This window comes from Maribacter sp. BPC-D8 (genome assembly GCF_035207705.1).
Lineage (GTDB): Bacteria > Bacteroidota > Bacteroidia > Flavobacteriales > Flavobacteriaceae > Maribacter.
In genome coordinates this window covers 3,496,497-3,523,014 of sequence record NZ_CP128187.1, presented here as the reverse complement: position 1 = coordinate 3,523,014, position 26,518 = coordinate 3,496,497, and the positions used below count along the sequence as shown (strand labels likewise).

Annotated in this window: 29 protein-coding genes; all 29 read right to left on the bottom strand. The window is 32.9% G+C overall.

What is annotated here, in order from left to right:
- Positions 1–355 precede the first annotated feature (355 nt).
- The 29 genes from QSV08_RS15430 to QSV08_RS15290 all read right to left on the bottom strand — a co-directional run bounded on the left by QSV08_RS15430 (position 356) and on the right by QSV08_RS15290 (position 26,388).
- Positions 356–1,042 carry a hypothetical protein gene (locus tag QSV08_RS15430; RefSeq protein ID WP_324024616.1) on the bottom strand — a complete coding sequence of 229 codons (687 nt, stop codon included), beginning with the start codon at positions 1,040–1,042 and terminating at the stop codon, positions 356–358.
- Positions 1,043–1,083: 41 nt separating this feature from the next.
- Entirely contained in the window at positions 1,084–1,644 is a 561-nt protein-coding gene (locus tag QSV08_RS15425) for a hypothetical protein (RefSeq protein WP_324024614.1), read from the bottom strand.
- A 175-nt stretch (positions 1,645–1,819) separates the two neighbouring features.
- Positions 1,820–2,653, bottom strand: a complete 834-nt coding sequence (locus QSV08_RS15420; protein ID WP_324024612.1) for an EcsC family protein — start codon at positions 2,651–2,653, stop codon at positions 1,820–1,822.
- 17 nt (positions 2,654–2,670) lie between these two features.
- Positions 2,671–2,844: a hypothetical protein gene (locus QSV08_RS15415; RefSeq protein WP_324024610.1), complete on the bottom strand. Its 174-nt coding sequence runs from the start codon at positions 2,842–2,844 to the stop codon at positions 2,671–2,673.
- A gap of 224 nt (positions 2,845–3,068) precedes the next feature.
- Positions 3,069–3,974: a hypothetical protein gene (locus QSV08_RS15410; RefSeq protein ID WP_324024608.1), complete on the bottom strand. Its 906-nt coding sequence runs from the start codon at positions 3,972–3,974 to the stop codon at positions 3,069–3,071.
- A gap of 403 nt (positions 3,975–4,377) precedes the next feature.
- Positions 4,378–4,968: a histidine phosphatase family protein gene (locus tag QSV08_RS15405; RefSeq protein WP_324024606.1), complete on the bottom strand. Its 591-nt coding sequence runs from the start codon at positions 4,966–4,968 to the stop codon at positions 4,378–4,380.
- 103 nt (positions 4,969–5,071) lie between these two features.
- The gene (locus QSV08_RS15400) at positions 5,072–5,713 is read right to left on the bottom strand and encodes an Imm19 family immunity protein (RefSeq protein ID WP_324024604.1); all 642 of its coding nucleotides are present in this window, start codon (positions 5,711–5,713) and stop codon (positions 5,072–5,074) included.
- Between the two features lie 221 nt (positions 5,714–5,934).
- Positions 5,935–6,369 carry a hypothetical protein gene (locus tag QSV08_RS15395; protein WP_324024602.1) on the bottom strand — a complete coding sequence of 145 codons (435 nt, stop codon included), beginning with the start codon at positions 6,367–6,369 and terminating at the stop codon, positions 5,935–5,937.
- Positions 6,370–7,423: 1,054 nt separating this feature from the next.
- Positions 7,424–7,690: a hypothetical protein gene (locus tag QSV08_RS15390; protein WP_324024600.1), complete on the bottom strand. Its 267-nt coding sequence runs from the start codon at positions 7,688–7,690 to the stop codon at positions 7,424–7,426.
- A gap of 371 nt (positions 7,691–8,061) precedes the next feature.
- Positions 8,062–8,646: a hypothetical protein gene (locus QSV08_RS15385; RefSeq protein WP_324024598.1), complete on the bottom strand. Its 585-nt coding sequence runs from the start codon at positions 8,644–8,646 to the stop codon at positions 8,062–8,064.
- Between the two features lie 324 nt (positions 8,647–8,970).
- A complete protein-coding gene (locus QSV08_RS15380; RefSeq protein WP_324024596.1) occupies positions 8,971–10,194 on the bottom strand; it encodes a hypothetical protein in 1,224 nt (407 codons plus the stop codon).
- A gap of 696 nt (positions 10,195–10,890) precedes the next feature.
- Positions 10,891–11,199, bottom strand: coding sequence for a hypothetical protein (locus tag QSV08_RS15375; RefSeq protein WP_324024594.1), 309 nt, complete (start codon positions 11,197–11,199; stop codon positions 10,891–10,893).
- Between the two features lie 393 nt (positions 11,200–11,592).
- Positions 11,593–12,567, bottom strand: coding sequence for a hypothetical protein (locus QSV08_RS15370; RefSeq protein WP_324024592.1), 975 nt, complete (start codon positions 12,565–12,567; stop codon positions 11,593–11,595).
- 260 nt (positions 12,568–12,827) lie between these two features.
- Positions 12,828–13,547 (bottom strand): hypothetical protein, encoded by a 720-nt coding sequence (locus tag QSV08_RS15365; RefSeq protein ID WP_324024591.1) that lies wholly within the window; start codon positions 13,545–13,547, stop codon positions 12,828–12,830.
- 268 nt (positions 13,548–13,815) lie between these two features.
- Positions 13,816–14,364, bottom strand: coding sequence for a T6SS immunity protein Tdi1 domain-containing protein (locus tag QSV08_RS15360; RefSeq protein WP_324024589.1), 549 nt, complete (start codon positions 14,362–14,364; stop codon positions 13,816–13,818).
- 261 nt (positions 14,365–14,625) lie between these two features.
- Positions 14,626–15,597, bottom strand: coding sequence for a hypothetical protein (locus tag QSV08_RS15355; RefSeq protein ID WP_055437642.1), 972 nt, complete (start codon positions 15,595–15,597; stop codon positions 14,626–14,628).
- A gap of 289 nt (positions 15,598–15,886) precedes the next feature.
- A complete protein-coding gene (locus QSV08_RS15350) occupies positions 15,887–16,450 on the bottom strand; it encodes a nucleoside monophosphate kinase (protein ID WP_324024587.1) in 564 nt (187 codons plus the stop codon).
- Positions 16,451–16,689: 239 nt separating this feature from the next.
- The gene (locus QSV08_RS15345; RefSeq protein ID WP_324024585.1) at positions 16,690–17,295 is read right to left on the bottom strand and encodes a hypothetical protein; all 606 of its coding nucleotides are present in this window, start codon (positions 17,293–17,295) and stop codon (positions 16,690–16,692) included.
- A gap of 398 nt (positions 17,296–17,693) precedes the next feature.
- Positions 17,694–18,473, bottom strand: coding sequence for a tetratricopeptide repeat protein (locus tag QSV08_RS15340; RefSeq protein ID WP_324024583.1), 780 nt, complete (start codon positions 18,471–18,473; stop codon positions 17,694–17,696).
- The gene (locus tag QSV08_RS15335; protein WP_324024581.1) at positions 18,457–18,882 is read right to left on the bottom strand and encodes a hypothetical protein; all 426 of its coding nucleotides are present in this window, start codon (positions 18,880–18,882) and stop codon (positions 18,457–18,459) included. The genes QSV08_RS15340 and QSV08_RS15335 overlap by 17 nt, the downstream gene beginning before the upstream one ends.
- 154 nt (positions 18,883–19,036) lie before the next feature.
- Complete coding sequence (locus QSV08_RS15330; protein WP_324024579.1) at positions 19,037–19,951, bottom strand: tetratricopeptide repeat protein; 915 nt, start codon at positions 19,949–19,951, stop codon at positions 19,037–19,039.
- Positions 19,952–20,163: 212 nt separating this feature from the next.
- On the bottom strand, positions 20,164–20,439 hold the full coding sequence (locus tag QSV08_RS15325) for a hypothetical protein (RefSeq protein WP_324024577.1): 276 nt from the start codon (positions 20,437–20,439) through the stop codon (positions 20,164–20,166).
- The gene (locus QSV08_RS15320; RefSeq protein WP_324024575.1) at positions 20,436–21,056 is read right to left on the bottom strand and encodes a hypothetical protein; all 621 of its coding nucleotides are present in this window, start codon (positions 21,054–21,056) and stop codon (positions 20,436–20,438) included. The genes QSV08_RS15325 and QSV08_RS15320 overlap by 4 nt, the downstream gene beginning before the upstream one ends.
- A gap of 224 nt (positions 21,057–21,280) precedes the next feature.
- Positions 21,281–21,820 carry a hypothetical protein gene (locus QSV08_RS15315; RefSeq protein ID WP_324024574.1) on the bottom strand — a complete coding sequence of 180 codons (540 nt, stop codon included), beginning with the start codon at positions 21,818–21,820 and terminating at the stop codon, positions 21,281–21,283.
- A 386-nt stretch (positions 21,821–22,206) separates the two neighbouring features.
- Entirely contained in the window at positions 22,207–22,683 is a 477-nt protein-coding gene (locus QSV08_RS15310; protein WP_324024572.1) for a methylated-DNA--[protein]-cysteine S-methyltransferase, read from the bottom strand.
- Positions 22,684–22,698: 15 nt separating this feature from the next.
- On the bottom strand, positions 22,699–23,823 hold the full coding sequence (locus tag QSV08_RS15305) for a hemolysin family protein (protein ID WP_324024570.1): 1,125 nt from the start codon (positions 23,821–23,823) through the stop codon (positions 22,699–22,701).
- Between the two features lie 37 nt (positions 23,824–23,860).
- Positions 23,861–25,204: a serine hydrolase domain-containing protein gene (locus tag QSV08_RS15300; protein ID WP_324024568.1), complete on the bottom strand. Its 1,344-nt coding sequence runs from the start codon at positions 25,202–25,204 to the stop codon at positions 23,861–23,863.
- A 21-nt stretch (positions 25,205–25,225) separates the two neighbouring features.
- Positions 25,226–26,215, bottom strand: coding sequence for a porphobilinogen synthase (gene hemB / locus QSV08_RS15295; RefSeq protein ID WP_324024566.1), 990 nt, complete (start codon positions 26,213–26,215; stop codon positions 25,226–25,228).
- A gap of 23 nt (positions 26,216–26,238) precedes the next feature.
- The gene (locus QSV08_RS15290) at positions 26,239–26,388 is read right to left on the bottom strand and encodes a hypothetical protein (RefSeq protein WP_324024564.1); all 150 of its coding nucleotides are present in this window, start codon (positions 26,386–26,388) and stop codon (positions 26,239–26,241) included.
- Between the last annotated feature and the right edge of the window lie 130 nt (positions 26,389–26,518).

The window sequence follows — 26,518 nt, the reverse complement described above, 5'->3', positions numbered from 1 at the left end:
CGGAGTTAAATGGGTGTTTTAGGTAGTAAACAAACTAGCTGGTTTGTTGTTTGAGTGGGCAAAGCAGCCATTTTAGAACAAAATTTGTTGCTTAAACGGGCTCTTATGGTTCAATAACCATTGTTTGCTGTGCAGTTAACAGCTAATAACCATAGCCCTCAATGCTAGGTGTTATATGACAGCAAAGTTTTAAAAGGAAAGAACAAAAAAATTGCTTGATCGAAGTCTGTAGCAAATTGATTAAACCAGCTTACGGCATAGCTAAAACAGGGTTAGATTATGATAGAAATGATGTGGGTAGATTGAGTTAGATGTTAATCGGTTTTCAGCTCAGCTCTTTGCTTTATCAAGTATTTTATTCAAATTCTATAGCTATTAAATTCTGATTATTTTTGTTAAAAACTAAAGCCATTGTCAAAGCAACCTTCTCTCTAATTTGCACAACGTTTACTTTTATTACTTGACCGAAATTATTGGTGTCCTTAAATTCAAAACCTTGAAATTGAGATTGTTTTATAATTCCGTATTCATTTTCGAGATTACTGAATAATTGAGCTAAATCTTCTGGTTCTAATTCAATACTTTTATCGAATAGGTCTTTTAAGTTTGTATATTTTTTACCTGCCAATAATTCAGATATCAGATTTATATTCGGCATTAGTTTTTCGATTTCCTCTATTTCTTTGTCTGAATAAGAAAACTCAGAACTAGTTCCGTTATCCAGATTTATTTTAACCCTAACTTGATTATAGTTTGATTTTTCGTTGTCTAAACTTGAATAAAATAAATAAGCAATATTACCAGAATGTGGCATTAACCTTTGAGAATTGTTTTCAAGTAAAGTGCTTTTACTCATTTCAAGTTCAAAGTAGGTTTTAGTTTCTCCGTTTTCAGAGTCAAACCCCTTATGTCTTCGACATTCGCCGCCATAAAAATTTAGTACTTGTTGTACTGAATTCACCTCTTTTTCAGTTACGCCGATGTCCTTTTTGCAAGAAACTGTTATAATTGATAAAAATAGGAAGGTTAAAATTTTGTTCATAGGTTTCATCATATGTGCTAAAACGTTTTTGTGTGTAGTTTTTACCCAAAAAGATTAGGGTTTATTCCAAGCATAATTCCCCAAAATGATCCGTTTATTCCAAGTACTAAACCAATTATTGAAATCAATCGATGTTTTGTAGAAACACTTTGTTTTACTAATATTTTGAGTGATTTAGTTTCTATTTTTCTATTGCTAAATGGTTTTCCAGATTTCAGAATTGGATTTTTTGATATATAATCATCTAGATTTTTTATAAACAATGTATGTTTTCCGTTTTGATTTGTTTCAAACTTCCATTGCTCAACTGTTTTTACTCTTTTTCTTAGAGAACTATACCTAATTAAATTTTCTGTCAGGTTAATTTGTTTTCCATTTGGTGTAATTATACTAGCTTCAAGACCTGAAATTTTGAAGTCAGAACTAATACCCAGCATACATATGGCGTGAATTCCGTTTTTTGTTATTTCAAAATCTTTAGTTTTTTCAGTTAAATCGAAAACTGAAATTTCTTTCAATTTCAATTGATTTATGACAAGTTTAATTGAATAAATTAAAAGTGGAAAGCTTAAAACTCCAATAAAAATGAATAGTGTCTGCATCTTTTATATTAAGCAAACCTTGGCGAAAAACCTGAAGTCCGTATTAATCATAGTAATTGATACCCAACGTTGTTTTCCGTTTAAGTTATTTTTCATCCAAGTTAGAAGTCCGGCGTAACATTTACGACTGAGTGGGAAATTCATCTTCCGGTTTATTATTATTTTTAAAGCTTTTTTAGATTTTTGAATATGCCTCCCTCACAGCATCTTCACCATATTTACGCTCCAACCTTCTTAGTGTAAAGTGTGAAGTCGCCATTTTCTGAAAATGATTGATAAAAATAAAGTTCATAGAACCGCCACCTAGTGCTCCGGCAATTGGAACAGCTTGTGCCATAAACTTCTCGCTAATTAATACACTAAATCTCGCTGCTATTTGGGTGATGAATTTATTCATAGCACTAGAACCAAAAACAACAGAACTATTTGCTGCAGTCTTAATAGCCGCTTGTAAGCTAGCCGAAGTAAGATTCTTTAAAGTTGATGACAAAGCAGCGCGTGCTACATAATAGCTTGTGTCCATACCATCATCATCTTTTGACTTACCGCCTAACGCAAATACTTCCATACATTGCATTTGCCCTTCAAGGGAATAAATATCCTCACCCTGGCTTCTAGCTATATCCATAATACTGCGTAAAATGTACTTTGTGGTAATGGTCATTTCAGAAGCGAAAATGGCTGTTCCAATACCCGTAGTCGAGCCAAAAAAACCACCAACAGTTCCTGAGCCAATAACTATAGCTTTATACGTAATACTAGAAGGTTCTTTTAACGGTTTGTTTTTTGAAATGGTAAGGAGATTAGCCTTTAATAATCCCAGCAATATTTTTTCTGTAGATTTTTGAAGGACATTTAGCGCTTTTTCAGGAATAAATCTAGCTCCTGTTTCTAAAGAGTTTCCAATAATATTAACTCCTTTTATAGCCCAACCTATATGCTCCATTGAAGCTTTACACTTTTTAATGGTTTCAAGGTCTTCTCTAGAAATGACATTTTTTACGAGCATATAATTTATCGTTTATTTTAACTTAAGGGTGTTGACATGTTAACAGCTCTTACCTCTTCTTTAGGCACGCAAACAGGTCCATTTTGACCTGGTAATTCTATATACCCATCTTCACAAGGTAGCGAGTCCGTTTCGCAACCTAAGAATACCACTCCAAAAATAGCTATCAATAAAATTCTTTTTAATATCATCTTTTATTTGAACTTTGATAATGTGTTTGTGTATGAAAGGTATCTTGTAAATACACACTATTTTTTTCGGATAAACACAGAGCCGTATTTTTATATTTTGTTTTTAACTTATAAATTTTAAAAGCCAATTTTGAAAATTTGGCGGTCTTTGCAAATAAGTACAAACCATTGAATTTAGCACTTATTAGCTATATTTTATATACCGTATTGTAAGGCGTTTATTTTTAAGTGTTTTGAATCATATAACAAGCAATTTTTGATTCGGGCTCAAAGAACACATATAAATCTCCATCTCCCCAGAAATTCATTTTCTCAAAGTATTTTATGTACCATTTATCAGCTGGTGTGATATTGGTTTTTTTAGTTTTTATCTCATCACTACTTTGTAATTGACATAAAAACCTCATTGTTTTATGTGTTTTTGGACATTTTGGAATATCCGAAAATTGAATCCAATTAGGTATTCCTGAAAATCCAATTCCATAACCAATAGCTTTATCCTCTTTTGTTGTAAAACGGATTTTATTGTATTCTATAAATGAATCTGATTTTAAATCGTCATAAGCTGTAGAAAGAGAGTTTACTTTTTCTAAATTCAATATTTTGGGAGAATTCGGCTCAGAATAGTCTAGCCATATTTTATCCAAATCTAAATATATTGGGCAAATAAGGTTTATGTCAAATGGAAGCCAATCAAAGGCTTTACTTTCTTTACTTAATTTTCCTAGATATTGAAAAGAGCCTGGACAATTGTTTGCCGGAATTGAAAAGTCAGATGGTATATTTCCACCAATCCAATTTTCTCCATTTTCAGTTTTTTCAAAATTGAAAACCTTGTTAATTCTTAAATCCCTATATTTTATTTGGTCGTCTTTTATGATCAGTTCTTCATTATTTCCATCCTCATCTTTGGATTCGGCAAACTCTAAAAAGTTATTTTCATCATAAGTCAAAATGATATGAGAATACATACTTTCTGCTGTTTGTTTATCTGTTATTTGTGTTTCGATAAAACTGAGACAATGTTCCTTACCATCTAAATTTACCTCCCAGCCAGCCAGATATTGTTTTCTTAATTTGGTTTTTTTAGGAGTAGATTTATTCCCGAATATTTTCTTTAGTATACTCATTTTAGTTTTTTGGGTATTGACTTACAGCCATTGTGCAATTAGATATTTCGTCTGCTCACTAATATACCACTAAAGAATAAACCTACAATTAACTATCAACTTCCGCAACCAAAAAACCATAATCAACATTAATTTTTGGTGCTAATTAGAAATTAATTGAACTCAGAAGAGAATTATCTTAAAAATAACAAACCAACCAATCGGTCTGTTTTTTACTGGTAAAATGAGTGAAGAGTTTTTGAAACTAACGACAGCAATCGCAATAACATCGATTAAATGCAAAGTGTACGAAGTTAAAGGAGTCTTTTAGGCACTTAACAAACTAGCTGGTTTGTTTTTTTAGTGGGAAAAGCAGCCATTTTAGAACAGAATTTGCTGTTTTTTATGCAAAATGCTGCTAAGTTTAGTCTGCTAAACCAATGTCTCGCCAATCATGTATGATTTCGAAATTGTCTATATAAAAAGTAAAAAAATTACCGCCACCATTTGGTGGTTGGTCGTATTGTCTTGATATTTCTTTACCTGCCAAGAAGCAGAAAAGTAATGTTCCAACACCGCCATGAGCGACCACCGCAATATCGCCAGAACTCTTATCTGTTGAAATTATATTTTTCATGGCGGAAACAATTCTGTTTTGAGCGTTAATAGCTTTTTCCCAGCCTCTAATGGACTGATTTGGATTTGCAAAGAAATCGTTCGCTGTGGCTTGAAATTCTTCTTCATATAGAAACCCTGTAGATGATCTGTCGTTTTCTTTTAAAGATTCGATCTTTTGTAATGCAATACCTAAATGGTTAGATAAAATGAGACCGCCGTCAATGGCTTTTTGCTCGTAACTAGCATAAACTGCTGTAATATTCTTTGTTTCAGTATTCGAATTGAACAATAAATGGCGTTCTTTTCCCTTTTGCGATAAACCCCATTCGGGTACAGGTTTGTTTGGGTCAACTACTACATTTGCATGTGTTATAAAGAGAATTTTTCTTCTATGCATTTATGAATTGTTTGACAATAAAGATTAGATAATCTTGAAGTGTAACGTCTCAGGTAAAGCAAGAATCTGTTTGATTTTCACCTCAGTTCTTTGTTAGCAGTAATTATTTTAGTGTGTTATTCAACTTTAGCACATTTTCCCTGTAATCAGGATATTTATTTATGTTTCTAACACTATGGTTTTGATTGTTTACAATCCCTATTTTTTCATCAGTATAAAATTCCCCATGCATAACTAAACCGTTAGCTATACATTCGGATATGTATTCACTTTGATTTTTAAATTTAGGTATTGATTTTAAATTTTTACTGATAAGCTCTTTTGTAAAGTCAAGCTCATTTTTTGTAATACCAACCATTGGTAGTAACAATAGAAAAATAAAATCATATTTTTCAAAAACACTGATTTCGTCTAAAGTCAAATACCAGGCTTCAAAGTGTCCGCCTAAGTTTCCAATATATTGCTCATTTATATAAAACGTGATTTCCTCTTCAAGAAATTCTATTTGAAAGGATAGATTTTTAGACAATTTTCCGCCAATAAACCTTTGTTTTCCATTTATTGATGAAAAAAAAGTTTCTGACCACTTGTTAATTTTATCAGTGTCAACTTGTATAACATTTGCTAAAGCTTCGTCAATGTTTAGTTCATTAATTTCATCAAAACCTCTAAACCACGAAAAGTATGAAAACCAAAAAAATGTTTGATTTTCCATGATGTCATTTCTAGTGATTAGATTTTCCATTGATCTTGGTTAATTTGTGCTAACGTTCAGTATATGTAACGTAGGGCAGTTTTTAAGCACTACATTTCGGGTTTAACACTTAGCTCAATTAAATATTTTTGCTTTTATCTTTTTGACTTAAATGCCAAATTTTATATTTAGCGGACTTTGTAAATAAACACAGACCTTTCGTTTAATCACAAAAGCCCTATGTTTTCTTATACATGGTTACAAAACGTTTTTTATTTTTTTATTACACCTTTTCCTCTGAATTCTTTATTGTTAATTTTAAAGTTAATAAAAGCAGGTCTATCATTGCCTAGAGATACTTTTACTGATTTCTGAACTATTTCAGTAATTAGATATTTTTTATTAGCAATATTCAAAATCAAAGTGTCTTTTTTGCATATTGTATCGTTTATAGAATCAAAATATATTCGACCATATTTTTTTACGCTTTTAGAATTTTTATCAATAGAAATTTTACCAGTTATTGAATTATTATAGTTTACTGTTGCAAGTTGTAATTCGTCATCTGTATAACCATCAAAAGTAATCTCTTGATTGAATTGATAAAGAGGTAAGCATTTATCTGATACTTCTTTTTTCTTACAACTAAATAAAACTAAAAGGAATAGAATTATATAATATCTATTTTTTGTATTTGATGTATCCATAAAAATTTGAATTAAAAACCTTCTTGCTAAAGGTTCTGTTATTAATTTTATTCCAGCACCAATATCAAAAAGTTATTTCTTTTTTTGAATTATCAATATTCAAGTCATCTTCATAGACAATCCAATGATAATTTGTGAGGAAGCCAAATATACTAGCTTCATCGTCTAACATATCAGAATCTATCATCATTATAATATCCCATCCATTATTATAGTCAGATTGAATTTGATTTAGAGTGTCATTATAATCGAAGCCAGTTATATATGAAGTTTCATCTTTCACATTGCTAGCACCATATTTTTATGATGCTTATATTACTTCTTAGGTTTTAGTGAGTGTTAATGTTTTGTAACGCTTAAGCTATGGTTAGCACGGGGTTAAAAAGCAATTAATTTCCGATTAAGCACTTAGCCAAATTTTTTTTTGTTCTAAAGTAAAATAAAAAGATTTGGCGGACTTATTAAAAATACACTAATCTTTGGTTAAGCACCAAAGCCCGTATTAATTATAGCCATCCTAAGTTAGTATTTGTTTTTTCCGTCTGAGTTAGAAGTCGGGACGTAACAGTAACGTTTGAGTAAAGTCCATATACTTGAACTTGCTCAAAAGTCCTTTTTGAGATTACTACATACAGAATTTTGTTAGATTCATTTGCTAACAAATCTCCCAGGAAAATCTTTTTTAAAAGCAAACCAGATTAGTCCTGCACTTCCAATAAATGTCCATTTATTGGAATATACGGAGCCTTCTACTATGGAGTTATAAATGGATGCTATTATTCCTATTACTCCTAGTGTTAATAATAAATATTTAAAAAATTTCATAATTTAATTGTTTTAGGTATGTAAAATTAGTAGCACAATAAATCGAAATGTTACACTTTTTAAGGAAAAATTTAAATTCCATAAAAGAATATTAAAAGTATTTAATGTTCAGTTTTATTTTTTTATCCAAAGCTAAATCCATAAGATTTAGCGACACAATAAATATACACAGACCTTTCGGTTTCACCTTAAAGTCCGCATTACGTTTAGGCTTTGTTGTAGTGCGTTTTTATTCCGTAATGTTTCTTTTATTTCCGCAGGCAGCACATAGTTTTGCTTTCGGCGTTCTATACGGTTTTCCACAATTCTCGCAATCTGGTCCAATCATTCCAAGAGAATGGTGCGCTATTGCATTCGGTTCAGTTTCTCCAAATCCAGTCAAATCATTGTAGTAGTCCAAAAGCTCTTTGAAACGTTCTTGTCTGTCTTTTTTTAAGACCTTAAAGCCTTTTGCATATAGTTTAGAGGCTATGGCATGTTCTTCTTTATTCAGCATTGGAACTTCCATTTTGCACCTCCAGCAATATTTAATTTCCATACTATTCCGTCTTGTTTTTTAGAAATTCTGATGTCCTTCCATTCCAACCACATTTTGAGCAATTCCCGTTTTCAAATTCGTGCTCACAGTTTGAGTGTCCATACAATTTATGAGCGCAATCCGGACATAATTCTTTCATTTCCGAACTATCTTTAAAATAATCGGATTTACATTCTGCGCAGTTTGTTTGTTCTCGGTTCATTGATTTCTTAAATGCACTACAACGTTAAATATATGGCAAGTAGGGCAGAAAACAAGCGATTATTTTCGGTTAAGCCACAAGCCAAATCTTTTGTGTTTTGTTTTAATTTTTCTCTTTTAATACCAAATCAAAAGATTTGGCGACTTTGCAAATAGACCAGAACTTTTGGGTAAAACACCTGAATTTTATACTTTCCTTTCGGTAAAGTGCTTTTCAGATTAGATTCAGTTTGTTTTAAAATTGGAATTTTTAATAAATCAACAGAATATTCTTTTGTTTCGTTTGGCTTGAGTTCAATTTCATATTCTTTTAAGTCATCTGGTGAAAATAATTGAGAACTTAAAATATGGCTTGAAATTTGGCTTGTTAATTCCACATTTTTTAAATCCATTATTGATGCTCCAGTTCCGATTGGATGTCCCCAATAATCTCTAATCATTATTTTTTCGTTTTTATCAGATTCGTTTTTCCAAATCAGTTTTATTTCAATTGGTTCTCCAGCATAATATTCTTTTCCCGCTTTAATATTAAATTCAACTTTGTCAGAAGTCGGATAACCAGAAAATTGAGTTTGAGCATTTAATTCCGCATTCAGATTTTCTTTTTTCGCATCTTCTTTAACTCCTTTTGCAAAGCCATACATTTCAATTCCGAAATAAGAAATTCCGATAATTATAATTCCAATTATTGTTATTAAAATTCCTTTTTTCATTGGTCTTGTCTAATGTGTGGTAACGTCTCGTATATGAAAAGTAGCGCTGAAAATAAGCGATAACTTTACGGATGATACACAAGCCGAATTTTTAAATTTTATTAATTATTTTATTTTTGGGAATTTGTCAAATTTAAAAATTTGGCGACTTCCTAAAAATGCCCGAACCCTTGTGTTAGCAATTACTCGCGCTATTTTTTATATACATTGTTATGTGTGGTGACTCTATTCTTCATTTGGATTAATTCATCTATTCTACCATATCTCCCATCCCATAAAAATCTTTTGGTTATCTATGTGAAAATAAAGTTTTTGCTATGATGCCTAGTTAAATTCAGCTTTTAGGGCTATATTCTTCTGATTCAATATGATAATTTCAAAGTCGGATTTATCTAAAACTAATGTAACCTTCTTATCATCCGTCTCTTGTATATCATAAGGAACGGCTTTGCCGACTTTCTCACCTTTTTTGTAGGCAAGTACCAAACATGGGCACTGGATATTTTCTTCAACAAATGATATTTCCACTTCTTTACGATCACGATACACCATCCATTGCGGACGATCGTACTTTTTACTTCTTGGATGGAAAACTGCTATGTCATACCTGAATGTGCCCATAGGAGGTAAATCAATAGAGGTTTTCTTTCGTTGCTGACCAAATAGCTCACCAGATTCATTGACAAAAACACTAGGTCTTTCTAGATCTGTAATCTGATAATACGAGTTTTCGTAATCCCTATTACCCTTTTCAGAATAAATTGTCTGATTTATGGTTAATGGGTCGACTCCTGTAAATTCTGTCAACCTCCCTGCCATCGCCTTTCCCCAACCCATGGAATTGTTAGGCATATCTCCTTCGTACACATGATCAAAACCACAATGAATTAATATCTTTTCGTTGGGGTATCGATTTAGATAGGATTCAATATTCCTGGCTTGATTAATTTCTCTTTCTTTCCCATTAGCATGTCCACTGCTTTCGTACCCAAATATATTGAACCCCATATCAAAGGCAGTTCTTATTAAATTGCCAAATTGAGGTTCTTGTGTAGAATATCCAGAATCAAGAATAGGATAACCATTGGCTTGCATAATTGAATCTGCTTGAGGCGTATTAAAATATCCTTCCATTCCTAAGTGCTTAAAGCCTCTTCTTTTGAGTCCTTCAAGTAGTTGAGTGGTAAAAATTCGATGTTGGGGCATTTGATGAGCTTCATTTATGATGACTACTTGGTGCTCTTCAGCTTCATTCAATATGTAATCTATTGCATCCATTGCTTTGTAGAGGACAAAACTATCTCGTTGTTCCTGCGTAAGTCCAATTTCAATTGATTCTTTCGTATCCCAAATCTCATGCATCCTTTCTATGTTTCCGATTTTGGCAAATTCCCATGCTGTTCTATCGACATTTGTAGGAAAGGTATCCCAATATGAAGAAAAATTGTACGGCATCTCATTTGACTCTGTATCAAAATGAAAGTCAAACTCCACAAAATCTAACTTTTTCTGATCTTCATTTTTAGTATTACAGGCAATGCTCAGCAAAGAAATAGCAATAATAAATATGTGTTTCATTAATTAGTTTTTTATATTTTCGGTGTTTTTGGTTGTTTCATCACACATAACGTATGGCTATCTGCACAATTACATATATCCCCAAATATTAATGAGTATATGTAATTGATCGAATCACTAATATACCACTATAGAATAAACCTACAATTAAGTATCATTTTCCGTAGGGAAAACCACAATCATAAAAATCACATTCAATAGAAATGGCTAAAAACAACAAACCAACCAACCGGTCTGTTTTTTACTGGTAAAAGGAGCTGTTAATTGTAGAAACCAACGACAGCAATTACAATTGTATCGACAAAATGCAAGGTGTGTGAGGGTAAAAGGCTTTTTTGAGCACACAACAAACCAAGTGGTTTGTTTTTTAGTTGGGTAAAACAGCTGTTCTAGAATAAACTTTGATGTTCAAACGTACTCTCATGATTCAATAACCACTGTTTTCTGTGTAGATATATTGCTAGTTTCCATAACCCTTAATTCAAAGTATTTTATGGCAGAATAATTTTAAAAGCAAAGAACAAAAACTGGCTTTATTTCAGTCTATAACAAATTGATTAAATAAGCTTAATGAATAGCTAAATCAGGTTTAGGTTATGTTAGAAATTATGTGGGTAGATTGAGCTAGATTTTTTTCAGCTTAGTTCTTTTTTAGCACAAGTAGTTTTAGTGTACTTTAAATTTAGACAGGTCGTCATTCGATTTAATATATACACGTTCCTTACCGGTGTCAATTTTTCTCAGGATTAATTCCCCAGAGTCAATTGAGACTATTTTAAATTCGGGTTTGTCCATTTGATAAATCGTATCATTAGAAACCCGAAAGTCGAATTTCATTCCAATTCCACTTTTAAATTCCGTGTACGTTGTTTCTCCTCCAAAAACCAAATAAAAATTTCTTATTTCACGTTTTGGTTTTTCCAATTTAATTTGTTCGTATTCTGTACCATTTTCCGTTTCCGTTTGAATTGTCATTGTTTCAAAAGTATATTCACTTTTTGGCTTAAATTCCCATGAATATTTCCAAGTCCCAACTAAATCTTCATGATTTTGGGATTTACAAGATGTGAATATGAAAATTGTAATAAGTAAAATTAAAGTGTATTTCATCTCTATTTGTGCTAATGCCTGAGCTATACGTACTGCGGAGGCAAGGAAACTTTTTGTTTCCGCCTGAGCACAAAGCTAAAGCTTATTGCCCGCCCGAACGTGCCTTATCGGTATGGGCGGGTTTAGTTTTATTTTTTGTTGTTCAAAGCTAAATCCATTTCCGATAACTTTTGGGATTAGCGACCTTATAAATATACACAGACCTTTCGGTTTTACTCTAAAGTCCGCATTGCGTTTAGGCTTTGTTACAACACGTTTTTATTCATCAGGTAATAATCCAGATGTAAATCCACTATTTTTTTCCCATTCCTTAACTTGTTTCATTTTCTTAATCTCTAAAAAATGTCCAGTCCATGGGTTAAATGAGTAAACATTAAACTTGTAAGTTATTCTCGAACGACCTTCTTTTTTTATTTCATCTATTTGGTTTGTCAATTCTGTAATGTAGTATCTAAACTGTCCATTATAAAAAACTGCTTTATCAAAATTTTCCCATGTTAAAAATTCAGAAACATCCTCTGCTTGTAAGCCGTGTTTTTTTGCTACTGAAATAGCTTCGGTTTTGTTAATTTTAAAAGCAGTATTATTCGAATCTACTTTTTCAAATCCATTGTTGTTAAATCTGTCGTTACTAGGATCGTAATTGCCTTTTTGGTCAAGGTTAATTCCAATCATTTCGCTTTGCCAATCTGCGTTTTCTAATCTCACTTGATACCGAAAAAGAAACTCTGTTGGTTTTCTTTTCATAGGTTCTGTCCAATTACCAACATAACCATCTTTGTCATAAGCTGAATTGTTAAAATCAAAGCGCACTTGATTGTCGTAAAAATCCTTACCATAATTAGAAATAATCAAGCTATCTGCCTTTTTTTTCATTTTCTCAAGTATTTCGTGGTAAGGAAATAGCTTTCTATTCACTTCACAAATTGCATTATCATAGTCTCGAGTGAATAATAATTGTTTATTGAAGTTATATTCTTTCCAAATTCCGATTCGTTTTCCACTTTGTTTTGTCCAACCTTCCGTATTTAATCGTGTCGTATCTTTTATAAAGTGTACACTTCTCCATACAGAATCTTTGTTTTTGAAGTTCTCTTGGTATATATGATAAACTGAATTTTTGATAATTTCAATTTCAGATGAATCCGTTTCAATATTTTCACGACTAAATTGTCCCAAAACAGATAGTCCAGAAACTAGAGTCAAAAATGTCAGTATTATTCTTGGTTTCATAAATGTGTGGTAACGTCTCGGTTAAGCTTAGTGCGGAGGCAAGGAAACCTTTCGTTTCCGTCTGAGCACGAAGCTAAAGCTTATTGCCCGCCCGAACGTGCCTTATCGGTACGGGCGGGTTTAGTTTTATTTTTTCTTGTTCAAAGCTAAATCCATTCCCGATAACTTTCGGGATTAGCGACCTTATAAATATACACAGACCTTTCGGTTTTACTCTAAAGTCCGCATTGCGTTTAGGTTTTGTTACCACACGTATTTTTTCAAGACATCCAGGTTCCTATAATTTTATCTATTGCCCAATTACCGTTTTCATTTTTTTTAATAAAAATTCTGAATCCATTTCCGTTTAGAATTCCTGTTGTATAGCCTCCATTTAGCACTCCATAAGTTTTTGATTCATCAAATAATATTCGACTAAATCCAATGTTCGCTGCAATAAAATAATCATATTCTGTTTTCCAAAACTCCCTTCCTTTTGGAAATTCCGAACGATATTTAAATTTTATCTTTTCATCGTTAGATATTAGCATGTTTAAGTCAATTCTATAGTTTAGTCCTAGCTTTAAATTTATGGAATCTTGAATTTTAAAATGGTCAGATAATTTAGTTGCATCATCTTTTTCATATGCACTAGCAGAGTCGGAAACAACTATAAATATTGGTGCCTTATCGCTTTTCAAAGAATCTTTTTTTCTTTTCCGTTTTTCCATTTGATTCTTGAACTTGTCACTTTTCATGTAATCTTCTACAGCTTTATCTATGTCGTTTTTGTATTCTTCTTTGGCGAAAAACTCAGATGATGGTGGAGGGGGCGGAGGAAGTCGTTGATCGTAGTAAATCGAATCTAAAATAGCAGGGAATATTTCATAGAAAACAGTTTGTTCAAACTCGGCATCACTTATGACTTTTTCTTTTTTACAATTACAGAAAAACAAGGTCAAAATCGAGAGTGTGAATATTGATGTTAACGTTTTTTTCATATGTGTGCTAACGTTTGGGCTAAGCGTAGTGCGGAGGCAAGGAAACTTTTGGTTTCCGTCTGCCAACATAGCTAAAGCTTATTGCCCGCCCGAACGTGCCTTATCGGTACGGGCGGGTTTAGTTTTGCTTTTTCTTGTTCTAAAGCTATATCCATTCCCGATAACTTTCGGGATTAGCGACCTTATAAATATACACAGACCTTGGCGTAAAAACCACAAGTCCGCATTAATTATAGGTATTGTTGGTAGTAGTTTTTAAGTACTATATTTATTCTATTTTACCTGTTAATTGAGCAATGATAGAAATATGTTCTTTAATTTTAACCTTTTTAAGAAATTCTACTTTTTCTGAGCCACCAAGAGTTAAAAGAGGTTCGTAGCCATAGCATTCATTTTGTTTTAATTCCCCTAACTTTTTCTTAGCTTCATAAAACATATTAATTTTCAATCTTTTTTCTAAAAAACCATTATCGGTCATTTTTAAATTAAAAAACACAGAAGGCTTTCTACCTATAATTTCGGAAACCTTATATCTAATATTAATTAATTTAATAGATTCATTTTCCCAAACATATAAATTACCAAAAGCATCTTTAGCAAAACAATTAGAAGGTTCTTTAAAGGGAGTGTAAACTTCCTTTAAAACTTCCTGGTACTCGATTGAATTTACCAAGGAAAAATATCCGTCTATAAAAGTTGCATTAGAGTAGTTTTTAAATAAAAAATTGATTTCTTCTGGAAAATCATTTTTAGATTCGAAAAAAGAATTTTCATTGTTTTTTTCAGAATTAGCTAATGCAATAAACTTCTCTAACATATTCAATATTAATTTTCTGAGTTCAATTAAATTACTGCTAACGTTTAGTATAAGGAACGTAGGGCAGTTGATATGCACTCCGTTTCGGTTTGGCGGACTTTGTAAATAAACACAGAACTTTGGAGTTTACACAAAAGCCCTATGTTTTTTTATACATTGTTAGCAATAGTTTTTTTATTTTTTCTAGAAATTAAAAAAATAATCCTTTCATTTTTCATGAGAGGATTATGATAGTAATTGTTTCATTATAATAATCTACTTCTATTGATTTAAATAGACTATTTCATGTAAACCATCTGTATGATACGTTTTGGTAACACCATTTCTAGTTACAATTAGTTTTTCTTTTGCAAGGTATCTATAAGCGTCTTCACCTTTATCTATTTTAGATTTTTCGATCATTACAATCTTTTCCAGTTTGATATTTGCTATAAAACTGAAATCACCTTTTGATCCTTTTAATGTAAAGTCTTTGGCAAAGGTATATCCCATTGTTTCTTCTGTCATAGTCTCATGTATAACACCTTCTACTTTACATGCATTGGGTCCTTCAGGTGCATCAATAGGTGACATTAATAAACTGTTTTCGTCTGTAACAACTGCTCCTGATGTAGCGATATCGCCATTTAAACCTATCATCATTGAATAATCAACTGAGATGTCTTCAGTATGGATTTTTCCCCAATACCAATTTTTAAATACACCTGCTAATCTTTTATCTCCCCAGTTATGGTCATGATATCCAATACCTTTAACTTTAATCGCTTTTCCTCCTTTATATAGCTCTCCTTCTATTGGTCCAGATGGAACAGCTACTGTCCAATGCATTGGCACTGGATATCCTTCTGTTGTAAATGGATGATTCTTTTTCTTTAATTTTAATTTAGCACCATACCCATCAATCATAGTATAAAGCTCATAATGATCGCCACAATCTTTACAATACTCTTTACCAAGTGTAACATCACACTTTTCATAACTAGTGGTCACATCCTCCTCTTTATATAGTTTTATCTTACTAATTTCTGGTTGTCCGTGTGGATATATATTTAATCTAACAGACGGTTGTCTTGGGTTTAACCTAGTATCGTTAAGAGAATACATTACTACAAAGTGATCTCCGTTATCAAAATGTGCATCAAAGTACCACCAATCAAAATGTTCTTCTCTGTTTGTTACAGGGAAATCAATATGTGTTGCGTCTGCTTTTGTGTAATCAATTTTTTTTTCCATAATATTTAACTTTTAAATGGTTGTTAATAATTTCATATTATTCAAGAGGTTAATTTTTGTACTAAGCTTTTGAGTAGAGCAAGTGTTGTTCTAATTATTGCTAACGGTCTAGTGTATGAAACGTAGCGTGAAAAAAGATACTACATTTTGAGTTTAGCACAGAGCCAATTTTTTATATTTTGATTTAATTTTTCAGTTCTTAAAGCCAAATTAAAAATTTGGTGGTCTAAGCAAATAAAACCCAAACCTTTCGGTTTAGCACTTATTAGCTATGTTTTCATACACCGTGTTATGCACTTTTTATTTTGTCTATAAAGTAATCAATCATACTTGATTCCTTTCCGTAGTCAATGCTTATCAAAGTATAATTTAAATCTTTTTGCATTATGTCTACAATCAACTGATATTCATTTTGTTTAGTAATTATTTTCTTTTTTATGGTTTCAATGGTTATATCATATTTTGCAGAATAATTTTTATCGATTTTTAAATATTCTTTTTTGGCTAGGTAATCTATGTTGTCCAGTTTTAGATGCCAAAATTTATCAATATTAATAATTTTAATCAAAGAATTGTATTGTTCCTCAGTTCTAGGATAATTAAGTATTGTTATATCAGAGTGGTATTTAGATATCTCTTTAGTAATTAGTTTATTAATAAGGTTGGTATCTAAAAGTTTCCCTTTATCAATACAGTCTTTAATCTCTTTTCCTAATACAGATTTTTCTCTTATCTCACTTCTAATTAATTCCCTTAAATCAATATTTTTGGAGGAGTTTATCTCATTTAGTTTCTCACAAAAAGTTTGACTTCCAGAATTATAATCAGCTATTACAATTTGTATTTTCTTCATTTTTTTAAAACCTGAGTCTAATTGTGCATAACGGCTGGGCTATGAACAGTACGGGTGAAAACTAGCGTTTGCTTTCCGCCACGCACGTAGCGAAATCTTTTGGTTTTGTTTTTTCTTTTTTTGTTCCAAAGCGAAATCCCAAAGATTTCGCGACTATATAAAAATACGCAAACCTTAGCGTTCAATACCTAAGCCCGTATTGTTTATAGGTTTTGTTGTAGCACGTTTTTTTTGTGCGCTTACTTCCAATAATAGTTCAGTCTGATTCTATAAGTGGAAGCTCCAAAAATCATATTTAATTTAATCAATTTTTCTTCAGTTTCCCACGTTGTATTTTGAAATAGAAAATTTGGTCCACCATGGTCATTTATAGTTTTTACAGGTTCTTCGCTTTGCTTAGTCGGTTGTCCGAACTGTTTAACTAACTGTTTCTTAATTCGCCCATATTCCGTTTTGTATGCGTTTAATTTTACAGCTTCGCTTTCCCATTTTATTTGGTCGTTATTGTAATTTCCGTAACGATTATTTTCCCAATCGTAACTTACATACCTTAAAGTCGAATCTGGTTTCGAGTAAAAATACTCGGCGTAAATTGGTAATAAATGTGTTTTCTCTCTGCGAACAATTAATGGGTTTGACATTTCAAATTCCTTTACTTTAGGAAAGATACTTTCAGATAAACTAACATTCTTTTCCAAAAGCTTTAAATCTGGATTTAATTTAGATTCAAATCCCTTTACTTCATCAACCTTCGATTGTTTAGTCCATAAATTCAATCTTTTTGAACTTGAACATCCAGTCACAATAGAACCAATTAAAAGAAGAAAGATGATTCTGTTTGTCATGTTTTTAAATGTGCTACAACGAATGGCTATGTGTACAATTACATATATCCCCAAATATCAATGAGTATATGTAATTGATCGTATTACTAATATACCACTAAAGAATAAACCTACAATTAACAAGCGGCTTTCCGCAGGAAAACCACAATCATAAAATCACATTCAACAGAAATGGCTAAAAACAACAAACCAACCAACCGGTCTGTTTTTTATTGGTAAAAGGAGCAGGTAATTGTAGAAACCAACGACAGCAATTACAATTGTATCGACAAAATGCAAGGAGTGTGAGGGTAAATGGGTGTTTTGAGCACTTAACAAACCAAGTGGTTTGTTTTTTGGAGGATTAAACAAGCAATTTTAGAACTGATTTTACTGTTTATTGCGCTTCTATAGCCCTGTTAGTTCTCCAAAGCATCTTTAAAATCTACTATTTCTGATAGGTAGATTTCATTTAAATATTCGTTGTAATAATCGTCTCGTTTAAAGGCTATATTACTTTCTGCTTTAAGAATATGGGCTTTGGATTTCTCCAAATCTCCAAGTTTTTGATATGCTTTTGCAATGCCGAAGTGGGACTCTGGTACGCTTTCCGATGGCTGTAATGCGCGTTGAAATTCGGTTATTGCTTTTTCGTAATTACCCAATTCATATTCGCAAATTCCTAGGTAGACGAACGTATGTATATCTACCCAATCTTCTTTTTGAGTTTTAATGTTACGGTTAAACATTTCAATCGCTTTTGGGTAGTTTTTTTTGCCGAAATAACATTCTCCACGTAAAAAGTCAATATCCTCGCCCCAGGGTGCGTCAGAGACGTTTGGGGTAAGGTTATCAAGTTTATCAAAGTCGAGTAGGGCTTTGTCGTAATCACGCATTTTACGCAATCTGATCCACCCACGATACCCTAAGTGTTTAATAGGGTCCATTTCAACAGCTTTATTTAAATATTCAAACCCTTTATTAAAATCTCCGGCTTTATTATATGAAACGGAACGCTCCATCCAAGCATCGCTATTTTCTGGGTCGTATTCTAGTGCCTTTTCATATTGATGAACAGCCACAAGAAAGTTCGATTTCTCGGTATCTGGTTTTATTTGCCACCAAATGGTTGATCCAATAACCACAAATAGAATTACGGACCCCAAAAAAATGAATAGGTATTTAAAAAATTTCTTCAATTTTTCCGTTTTTAATTTTTAATCGTATAAGGTTGTAGGTCTTATACTCTTTGTCCCTTTTCCAATCGGTTAAACTCAGTGCAATGGTCTCCAATTCTTTTATTAATGCACCATTATTGAATACGGTAGGTTCGTAATTTTCGTCTATTTGAAATGTTTCCATTTCGCAAAATTCACCTGTTTTGGTAATGTACAGTCTCAAGGTTATAAAACCGCTACTTGGTGCTATATTGGTTTCAGCTAGTTGAATTTCTTTAAATACCTTTCGCAGTGTGGGGTTTTCGCCTTCAATTCTGCTATTAATATTATTAGCCCAGTAGGGCATGGTTTTTTCGTCGCAGTCGTTATTTTCTTGCGAAAAGGCTAGAAAGGGCAAAAGAATAAAAAGATAGCATTGAAGTTTTCTCATTGTAAAGTTATAAAACTCGGTTACGAACGTATTCTGATTATTAATTTGGTCTCAAAAAATCTGATTTTAGAATCTATGAGCCTAGAATAACATTGTCTCAGATTAAGAAATAATTCGTCTCTTTTTTAACTTAGGTTTTTGTAGACGCCCGTATTTATTCACGTTGCATTTCAATTAGTTGTTTAATTTCGTCCGCTCCTGTTAAGTTCGGCTTTATTTTTTTTGAATTATTAATATCTTTAATCATCTCTTTAAAAAAATAGGTAGGATTGGGTTGTTTTTTTATTAGAGTAATTGCCTGAATATATGTTTCCATTGCATTACTTTCTTTGTCGGTCATTAATTCAGCTAAGCCTTTATTTGCAAGTACCCAACCTAATTCAAATTCCGCATTTGCTTTATCACAATATTCGATACATTTTTCATAATCTCCACTTTCAAAGTTCGTCCAACCTAAACCACCGTATAATTCCGCTTTTTGTTGTTTGTCTGATTTAGCAATTAAAATTCTTGTTTCTGTGATTGCGACAATTTCTACGATAAGATTAATTCCGTTTAATGAGCTTGGATTTTTTATACCTAAATACCAACTACCAGTCTTTATATCATCTACTTTTACAACAGCTTGTTTGGTGTTTTCAGCCATACCTTCGGTATAATGCTGGTAATCAATTTTATTTATAAATGGTTGTAAATTGGTATGGTCAAGTAGATAAAAGTCCGCAGTTGCAATTCCTTCGGGAACATTTATCGCAGAAAGTGAATTTGATGTAATTCCACTTGGGTCAGCAATCATTCCAGTTAACTGAACAGCTAAGTTTAAGTTAGCAGTCCCACTTTGTCCTTTAGTAGTGGCAAAACTATAATACCAATGCACAGTATTTGGTGGTAAGTCAAACTTAATATAAGTTCTTGATTTTCCTCCGAATTGAGACCGAGTTCCTCCATTTAGATAAATATCCCGAGTGTCAACTAATTTTTTTGTTTCTTTAACAATTTCATAATCTTGAGAGAAACCAAGTTGGATGAAAATAAGTAGTATAATTGTTAATATGTAGTTTTTTTTCATATGTATGCTAACGGCTCCGTATATGAAAAGTTATCGCTGAAAGTAAGCGATAACATTTCGGATTAAATACAAGCCGAATTTTTAAATTTTACTAATTATCTTATTTTTCGAAATTTGTCAAATTTAAAAATTTGGCGACTTCCTAAAAATGCCCGAACCTTCGTTATAGCAAAGATTCGCGCTATTTTTTATATACGTTGTTACCTGCAGTATTATTTTTGCTGCACCTTGTTTTTGTTTCCTTTAATTACTGTTTTGTTATCGGTACTTTTAGTTTTTTTTGTTCCTTGCTTTACTTCATTTTCATCTCCTTTGATTTTAGCATCATTTTTGCCCATAATTTTATCTTTTATTGTTAAACCTAATAGGGTTGCCATTAATGTTACGCATAAAATAATTGGCTCAAAATCGTAATTTGAGTTTATAAGCCAAATAACTGATATTATTAAAGCGACAATATTAAGTCCGATTATTATCTTTGTCTTCACTTGATTATTGATTGGTATTCAGAAATTAATTTAGAAATCATATATTTTCTGGAGCTATAAATTTCTCCAACTGTTGTTGTTACAAAAGCTTGAATGTATGCTTCTTCACTAACATTTTCCAAAAACATTTCGTATCCGCCTTGTATTATTGGATATGCACTATCCACAGTTTGTCCAAACTCCAAACGATAAGGATATTGAGTTGGTGAATGGTCACGCTGCTTCATAAAAAAAGTATCGTGTTCAATTCCCTTTCCTAATTTGAATTTTGGAAAAACCTTGAAATACGGCTGATTAAAATACCTGATTTCTCTTGTCAGATTTGTAATGGTTGTTCCAAAAGAAACTCCAACGCCTTGATAACTGCTGAACTCTCCTAAAATCGTTAAGTATAGATTTGCCCCTTTTTCAAATTCTTTATCCATTCCTTTTGATTTTTCTTCAATGAGTTTTGTTACTTCAAGTGGTAATTCAGATATTTTTTTACTAAAATCAATTAGAAATTCTTTTAATTCTTCGGAATTATTCGGATTGATTGTAATTGTCGAACCAGTTACGTTTTGTACGACAATATTTCCGTCTCCGTCTATTGTTGCTTCATTCTTATTATCTAGCATAATCGTGGTTTTTCATATTGCAGGTAACGCCAAAGCTATGATTAGTGCGGGGCGGAAATCCAGCAGATTTCCAGCTACGCACAAAGCTAAAACTTTGGGTTTCGCTTTTATTTTTTTTGTCCAAAGCTAAATCCCAAAGATTTAGCGACATCATAAATATACACAGAACTTGGCTTTAAAACCTAAGCCCGCATTAATTATAGGTATTGTTGTATGTAGGCTTTTCAGTCTGCCGAAATCCACTTTTTACTATCCTTGTCATAGTTAAAATCGTATCCGTAATAGGATTTGAAGCTTAGACCATAACTCCCGTTTTCATAAACTTTGTACGCGTATTTAGTTCCAATTTTTGTTCTTTTTGGAATGTCAACATTTTGCTCTTTTTCAAGCTCTATCAACGATTTTGGATTTTCTTTATTTTCTAATTTGTACTTATCAATTAGTTTTACTATTTGAAATCCTTGTTTTTTTGCGTTTTCAACTTGCCACTCTCGTATTGGATTAGCTACTGACCAAATAATCAATAGTTGAATTAGAGAAATTATAAAATAATACTTGAGTTTTGTTTTGTTTTTTTTGTCAATATATGATGAAATCAGAATTCCAATAATTAGAACAATTAATAACAACACTATATAATGCGTTACTCCAAAAACAAATTCCCATGCAAAAGAATAATTCCAAACGTATAATGTCAGTAATACCATCGATAAAATTCCAAAAAGTATTAGAATTTTTTTTGTGGGATTTAAAATATTTTTCAAATGCAATTTCTTTTTTTCAGCTTACATACAACAATGGTATATGTGTACAATTACATATATCCCCAAATATCATTGAGTATATGTAATTGTTAATTTATCAGTACACTAATATACCACTAAAGAATAAACCTACAATTATCATTTCACACTCCATTACGGGAAACCATAATCACCATAAATTATTTAAGTCTAGGTAAGAAATGGCTAAAAACAGCGAACCGACCAACCAGTCGGTTTTTTACTTGTAAATTGAGTTAAGAGTGCTGGAAAGCAACGACAGCAATCGCAATTGTATCGATAAAATGCAAGGTGTTCGGAGTTAATTGAGTGTTTTAAGCACTGAACAAACTAAGTGGTTTGTTTTTTGATAAAATAAACGAGCTGTTTTAGAATAGACTTTGCTGTTTCACGGGGCTTTCGTGGTTCAATAACCACTGTTTTCTGTGTAGCCCACCAGCGTAACCGGTAAGTGAACCATCGGTACCAATAACTCGATGGCAAGGCACTACGATCCATAACGGATTTCGGGCATTTGCAGATGCGGCAGCTCTGGTGGCATTGGGATCACCCAATAACTTTGCAAGCTCTAAATAGGATCTAGATTTTCCGTAGGGTATGTTTTGTAATTCTACCCAAACCTTCTTTTGAAACTCGGTACCGTGTGGGTTCAGTTTTAAATTGAACTCGGTTCTTAGTCCTTCAAAATATTCGTTTAATTGATAAACGGCATCCTCTAAAGATTCTGGTATAACATCGGTAAGTGGGGCATCAGAATTTAAAACAGTAACTTCGGAGAGTCCGTCAGTATCGCCAATAATTTTGGCAACTCCGAGGGGTGTATTTATGTAAGCAACATCCTCCATAATTGTTCTTGCTATTTATTCGTCTGGTGAAGTAGGCTTTTCGATTACTCCCGTTGCCTGAGCGCGTTTTTCCCAATTTTTACGAGCAAGACTCTGCAAATCGGCAACATTGTCGCTCTCATCCATTATTTCGAGCCCTAGAAGGGTTTCAATAACATCTTCCATCGTTACAATACCACTTACAGAACCATATTCGTCAACTACAAGGGCAATTGCCTCACGTTTTGCAATGAATATTTCAAATAATGTTGGGATCGGCGTACTTCTACGGGTTACTAGAATTTCACGTTTAATATCTTTCAACGGAATTTCTCCGTTCTGGTTGATCATTTCTTCTAGCACATTATCCTTTAAAACAAAACCGGTAACATTATCCATATTATCGGTGTACACAGGAATTCTAGAAAAACGCAATTTCGGATTGTCAGCAAAGAAATCGGCTATCGTTTTCTCGTCTGACGCTACTTTCATAACCGCTCTTGGCGTCATAATATCTTTCACCAATACTTCATCGAACCTTAATAAGTTTTTAATGATGGTAGATTCAGATTTTTCAAAAACACCTTCTTCATGTGCCATATCGGTCATCGCATGAAAATCTTCGCGACTTAAAACGCTACCATGGTGTTTGCCACCGCCTACCATTTTGGTAAAAAGACGAAGTATCCATAACAGACCCGTATATTTTAAGCCCAAAACCATAATGTTTAAAGCCTTGGTAGAGAAATTAGCCAATTGTTTCCAATACGTTGCACCAATTGTTTTTGGTATAATTTCAGATGCCACCAAAATAAGAATGGTCATTAAAGTAGACACCACACCGACCATTAAGTCTTCGGTGAAGGTAACGCCAAGTATTGTTTTGGTTTCGCTACCGTATAACTCGGCATAGGCAACTTTCGCTTGTACACCTACCAAAATTGCACCAACCGTGTGGGCAATGGTATTTATAGTTAAAATAGCAATTAAAGGTTGATCGACATCTTTTTTAAGTGCTTCTAGTGTTGTTGCATACGCATGACCTTCTTTCTTTTTTACATTGATGAAAGTAGGGGTAATGCTCAACAGTACTGCTTCTAATATAGAACACAGAAAAGAGAAGAAAATAGAAATGAATGCGTAAAAAAGTAGTAGTCCCATGGGGTTATTTTATGAATCGAAGATATTAATAAAAACGTTAAGGTTGGTGCTGTTTTGCGTTATCAAATGCCTGATAAAATATTTGTTGGATTGATGAACGGATATTCAGCTTGTAAATATTGCGATTTTCTCTCGTAGGATACACTCTATTTGATAGAAATATATAAACTAATTTGTTTTCGGGATCTGCCCAAACAAATGTGCCTGTAAAACCACTATGCCCAAAACTTGATGCACCAACTTCTGGAGCAGGGTAGGCATCGGCAATTTTAAAAGTGTTGTTCTCTAAATAGGGTTTGTCAAAACCCAAACCTCTTCTATTTTCGTTTTCGGGATATTGAACTTTTGAAAATGCTTTAATGGTATTTTCAGCGATGTATTGCTTGCCGGCATATAGTCCGTTTTGCATGAACATTTGCATAATAATTGCCAAATCATCTGCAGTACCAAACAGCCCTGCGTTGCCAGAAATGCCACCTAATAAAGATGCGTTTTCATCATGTACCCAACCTTGGGTGAGCGTATGTCTGTAAATAGTATCTGTTTCTGTAGGTACAATTTTGTTGCTGAAATTCTTGATACTCGGCAGAAAACCGAAGGTTTTCATACCAAGTGGTTTGTAAAATTCTTGCGCCATATATTCTGCATATGGAACACCTGTAATTTGAGTAATGAGCTCCGGAAAAATTAGAAATGTGAGTCCCGAATAGGTATATTTTTTCTCTGCGGATACTTCAGAACGATTTATGATGCGGTACATTTTTCGGTTAAATCTATTTTTTACATAGATACCTTCAAAAGCTTCGTTACTAAATCTATTATTCTTTTTACTGCGGATGAATCTCTTTTTAAACTGACCGTTATTTTTTAAAGTTTTATTGAGAAAAACAATGTAAGGTTCTAAACCGGCTTGATGCGCCAATATCTCGCGAAGCGTAATATTTGCTTTGTCTTTGTGACTTCTCCAAGGTTTCCAATAGGTGCTAAAAGGAACGTCTAAATCTAACTTGCCTTCATCAACCAATTTCATAATTGCAGGCAGCGGACCTAAAATTTTGGTGACCGATGCCAGATCATAAATGTCATTTTCTGCTACGGGCTGAATGCTATCGTAGGTGTGAAATCCGTAAGCTTCATGAAAAATGATATTCCCTTCTTTCGCAATTAAAACCTGAGCACCGGGGAAAGCATTATTTTTTATACCAGTTGTTACAATACTGTCAACTTTGCGATATACAAAAGCAGAATCTAGCTCGTAAGCAGCCAAAGAAGATGCTTGCAAACTAGAACCAACCGGAAGCAATAAAGTTTTTGTCGTAGCTTCTTGCGAAACAAGAATGCTACTTAATAAACCAAATAGTATAAAAATTAATTTATTCATTCGATGAAATAGTAGTTGTTTTTATCCTAAGAATTTTACAACGTCTTTAGCGAAGTAACTTGCGATGATATTTGCACCAGCTCTTTTGATTGCAGTCAGCTGTTCCATCATTACCGCATCATGATCTAACCATCCTTTTTCAGCGGCAGCTTTTACCATGGCATATTCACCAGAAACTTGATACACCGCAACTGGCACATCAACCTCATTTTTGATTTCACGAACAATATCTAGGTAGCATAATCCTGGTTTTACCATAACGATATCTGCACCTTCTTCGATATCCATCTGCGTTTCTCGAATAGCTTCAAATCTATTCGCATAATCCATCTGGTAGGTATTTTTATCCTTAGGTACATTTTTAATATCAACAGGAGCAGAATCTAAAGCATCTCTAAACGGACCGTAAAATGCACTTGCGTATTTGGCACTGTATGCCATAATACCGGTGTTGGTATAACCTTCATCTTCTAAAGCCTCGCGAATACTGAGGATACGACCATCCATCATATCACTTGGGGCAACAAAATCTGCACCTGCTTTGGCGTGCGAAACACTCATTTCTGCCAAAACTTCTACACTTTCATCGTTTAGAATTTGTCCGTCTGCAACAATACCATCATGACCGTAAGAAGAATAGGGGTCAAGGGCAACATCGGTCATTACCAACATTTCTGGACAAGCATTTTTAACCGTCTTAATTGCCAATTGCATTAATCCGTTTTCGTTCAATGCCTCAGAACCTTGATTATCCTTTAAATTATCGGGTACTTTTACAAAAAGTAGAACAGAACGTAAACCCATTTTCCAAAGTTCTTTAACCTCTTTAGTCAGGTTGTCAAGACTAAGGCGGTAGTAATTGGGCATTGAGGCGATTTCCTCTTTAATACCTTTACCTTCAACAACGAAAAGCGGGACTAAAAAATCACTTGGCGAAATTATAGTTTCTCTTACCAAACTACGTATAGCTTCTGAACTTCTAAGTCTTCTATTTCTAATAAGTGGGTACATAATTCTATTTTTTATTTCAATATTTATTCAGATTCCTGACTTTTTTTGATAATGCTTTTTAAGCGTTCTTTTCTAAGCGCAGCTTCCTTTTTCAATTTGTTCTTCTTTCTATCCATTAGCTTGGTATGCTTTGCTTTGTTCACTGTGTTTTTAGCCTTGCCTTTTTTTGCCATACCTGAATATTTAGATTCAAACGCTTTAGTGCTTTTCCGCTGTAAAGTGTAGACGTTACGTGATCAAAGCATATGTATAATGTAGTTGTACAAAAATACGTGAATTTGAATAATAGCTACAGTCGTTAGT